General features: G+C 68.6%; 3 protein-coding genes. 2 read left to right on the top strand and 1 reads right to left on the bottom strand.

Annotation, left to right across the window (positions count from 1 at the left end; all coding sequences use genetic code 11):
• The coding region (locus AC27IQ_RS20010) for a helix-turn-helix domain-containing protein (RefSeq protein WP_487090533.1) at window positions 1–847 on the bottom strand (847 nt) is incomplete at its 3' end.
• A 329-nt stretch (window positions 848–1176) separates the two neighbouring features.
• Here AC27IQ_RS20010 and AC27IQ_RS20005 point away from each other — a divergent pair.
• Window positions 1177–3615: an Lcl C-terminal domain-containing protein gene (locus tag AC27IQ_RS20005; RefSeq protein ID WP_487090532.1), complete on the top strand. Its 2439-nt coding sequence runs from the start codon at window positions 1177–1179 to the stop codon at window positions 3613–3615.
• 17 nt (window positions 3616–3632) lie between these two features.
• On the top strand, window positions 3633–3939 hold a 307-nt coding region (locus tag AC27IQ_RS20000; RefSeq protein WP_487090531.1), incomplete at its 3' end, for a hypothetical protein.

The raw sequence follows: 3939 nt of genomic DNA, 5'->3' as shown, positions 1-3939 counted from the left end.
CCGCCGCCACGCCTTCGCCATGGCGTGCGAACAGGCGGTACAGCGACGCACGCGAGCATTCCAGCAGCACCGCCAGCCGCTCGGCGCCGAAGGCCGGGTCGCCGCAGTGGCGCCGCACCAGGCCCCAGGCCGCCCGGTACAGGCTGTCGTCGAAGCGGCCTGCATCGGCCTGCAGGCCGGCCTTTTGCGATGTCTGCAGCAGGGCCAGGGCCATGTCGGTGCAGGCTTTCAGCGCCACGGTGCGTTCGTCGATCCCCATGCGCGGCGCCTCGCGCCAGGTGGCGGCCATCAGGGTCTGCAGCACGCTGCCCAGGCCCGGGCGCTGCGGCAGCTGGTCGGGCAGGGTGAAGCCGGGGCCCAGGGTGTCGTGGATCGTCTTGCGCGACACGATGAGGGACATGTCGCGGTGGCGTGAGCGCCGGATCTCCACCGGCCGGGCGTAGTCCACAAGATAGAGCATGCCGGCCGAGATCTGCTGCGCTCCGTGGTTTTCCTGGGTGGCCCAGTCGCACTCCACCATCAGCGACAGGCTGATGTCGTCCGCGCCGTCCCGGCGGCACATGGCCTCGGTGCGCACGGCATGCACGGCCTCGCTCGCGTGCTCGACCAGATCGGCCCCATGGCCGACGATGCGCCGCAACCGCCCGCCGAACGCCGCCCCGTCCGGCAACTCGGATTCGGGGCGCATGCGGCTGAGCACCGATTCCCGCCAGAAGTCGAGGCGCTCCCGAGGGGGGACGGGATCGGTGGCGACCTCCACCAGCGTCCCCGGCGCGTGCGGACTGGCCAGCGCCGCATGGCGGCGGTGTGGAGGGGAATCGGGAGCCGGACGGACCTCGTTTGCCATGAATTCCCTTCCGCGGTCTGTTGCTTTCTGTGTGTTTCCACTCGAAATGTAGTGCACGCGCGACAGGTCGAGAAAAAAAACCCTGTGCGGCCGACGGGGTCGAAATGGATCCTGCGTCTCACCCGCTGGGCCTGGAGTGGCCGCGTGTCTCAATTCCCCGTCCGAAGGGCTCCCACCGTGGCATGGGTAAGAAATCCCCACTGGATCCGCGGGTTGAAATGGCCGGTGCGAAACGGGACGATGCACCGGTGGGCGGCAGGCCTGCCGCCCGATCCCGGGCTAAAAAACTGCGTCATCACCCCAATGGACCGGCCTGCCGGACACAATTTATGCACCCTGTGGACAGCCCCCTCGACCCCCTGCAGCATCTTGACCTTGTCCGAAGCTGCGGCGAAGGCGGACTCGGCCCCGCACCCCATGCGCTGTCGGTGCCGGTCCATGCCGAGCCGGGCGGCCCGGGCCAGGGCACGCTCACGGTCTTCGGCGCGGGCGGTCAGACGCTGGTGGAGACGGCCTTCGACGGCCATGCCACGGTGCTGGTGCACGCGGCGCAGGGTGGCCTGCGCCTTGTCCTGGACCTGGGGGATGGCCTGCATCTGGCCGCCCGGCTCGAGGACTACCGGTCCGGCACGGCGGTCGTGCTGTCTCCGATCTCCACGCTGGTGGATGCCTACCTCGCCACGCAGCCGGGGATGGCGCTGGCGCGGGCCCAGGCGCGCGTGCTGGAGTCGCTGGGGCTGCCGCCCGACCTTCCCGTGGGGACTCTGGGCTTCAGCCTGGACCGCGACCGGTTCGATGCGGACCACTTCCACCAGGCCGCGCGTGGCGCAGGCGGCACGCAGGCCCTGACCCGGCAGGTGGCGGACGGCATCGACGCCACGGTCTCCGTCCAGCGCTTCGGACGGAACGCGGCCGGCCTGCTGGGCGCCGACAAAAGCCCCGACGCCACCATCAAGGACCTGGTGGATGGCTTGTCCGGCAATTTCAAGGACTGGGCCGGCGGCAAGGTCAAGGGCTGGCTCATGCGGGTCAGCGGGATCAACAGCTTCCTGAACGAACTGGGGCTGGGCGAAGGTGAGGACACCACCGCCAAGCAGTTGCAGGCGATCACGGCCGAGATCAAGCGGCTGAGCGAGGCGATCGGCAGGGTGCCGCGGTCCACGGCCTACATCACCCGCCTGACGGCGCTGGAGGCGTTGAAGGCGTTCGTGCAGGACAAGACCGATTTGCTGGCCAGCGCAGCGGGGGATGCGCCGCCGACGGCCGACCAGCTTCAGGAGCAATTCGTCAAGTCCGTGAATGAAAGCCTGGTGCTGACCCAGCTGCACGACAACCAGGTGGGCTCCGGTGCCGATGCCAAGGGGCTGATCCGCCTGCTGCTGGACGACCACCCCAAGTTCTATTCGGGCCGCACCGGAACGGCCTATGACGACCTGCTGTTCAACGCCTTCAACCAGGCGCGCGCACTGCAGGCCCAGGCACTCAATCTCAAGGTCGAGGCCGCCCATGCGGGCGATCCGCCGCAGCTGGACAAGGCGGAGCGGCACCTGGACGAGTACCACATCCACCTCAAGCGCCAGCGGCTGATGTACCCCAACGGGCTCAAGCCCTTCGCCGACGGCAGCATCCTGGACCGCGACACCGGCCTGATGTGGAAACCGGAGATGTTCGAATATGACGGCCTGGAAGGGCTGATGGCCGACCCGGCGAGCGCGGGCAATCCCTGGCGCCTGCCCAGCATCACCGAACTGCAGAGCCTGATACCGCCGGACGCCGTGCGCCATCGGCTGCCTTCCGGCGAACAGTCGGCCGCGACGCCTCAAGTCATGCGGTATTTCGGCTTCAAGCCGCAGTCGTACCAGCACGACGGCACCACCCGCTACCGGCATTTCGCCGACCTGGGGCAGGCGGGGTCCAGGCCCTACAAGATCCTCGGCCCGGGCTACATCGTCACCCGCAACGCCTACAAGCGCCGCGATCGCCAATGGGGCCAGTCGGACTACGAACTGCGCACGCTGGTGATGAACCTGTACAACGGCGACGAGGAAAACATCCGCATCAAATTCTGCCGTGGCGACGGCAGGTGCTATACCCAATACGGCTCCTCGCAGCCACCCGTGCCGTGGACCATGCCGGTGCTGTACGTGCGCACGCCGCCCGTTCCCGTGGAGTTCAAGGTCGAGTTCTACGAGGGTTTCAAATCCACGGCCGACACGGCGCAGGGTTGGGCGCTGGTGCGCTACTCCGACAGCAGCGATTGGAAGGACGTGACCCAGGACGCCATCTGGAGCGTCGAGGGCGAACACGCCTCGGACGTGCACGTGTCCAACCACGAAGGCACCAGCGGCCTGGTGCAACTGCGCAGCCAGGAGCGTACGCCACGTGCCTACACGATCAAGGCCGAACTGCCCTGGTACCTGTCGGACCAGCCCGGGCAATCGGGCCGGCTGGAAGGCAAGGCCATCCTCTACGGCAACCAGAGCGCGCCGGTGCCGGTACTCAAGCTGCTGCTGCTGTCCCCGGCCACGAAGATCACCAAGCAATACCCGTTCTCGTACGACCTCAGCATCCGGGGCGTCCTGAGTTCGGGGGCCGCCATCGACAAGGACATGGCCGTCTGGTCGTGCAACCCGAGCGATTCCGGCGTGCAGATCAGCCCCTCCGGCCGGGTGACGGTGTCCCAGGCCCCCACATCGAAAAAGCAGATCCAGATCAAGGCCACGATCGGCGGCGCCGAAGGGTTCGCCTACCTCGTGCTGCTGCCCTGACCCGCGAGGCGCATTCCATGCCATTTCTCACCATCAGTGCCGGCCGCGACCGGTCCATCGCCCTCGCCGCGGACGGCGCGGCCTACGGCTGGGGCGGCGTCAAGCGGCTCGGCGCCCAGCTGCCGCCCGGCTATCCGGGCGAGCTGTGCACGTCCAGCCCCACCGAGATCGGCCACAACCGCTACGCGCAGCCGCAGCCCCAGTGGCTGAACCCGGGCCTGCCATTCACCGCGGTGCACGACGGGCATTCCCACACGCTGGCCGTGCGCGAGGGCGGCGCCGTGGTGGCCTGCCGGCCCGTGGTGTCGCCGGAGCGCGGCGCCG

The organism is Acidovorax sp. KPB24-07 (assembly GCF_057543315.1).
The sequence above is the reverse complement of the archived record's forward strand: the minus strand, read 5'-3'. Positions and strand labels throughout refer to the sequence as shown.

Bases quoted from the DNA above. Each gene is read 5' to 3' on its own strand.
- AC27IQ_RS20005 (WP_487090532.1), top strand. From the start codon at position 1,177: ATGCACCCTGTGGACAGCCCCCTCGACCCCCTGCAGCATCTTGACCTT.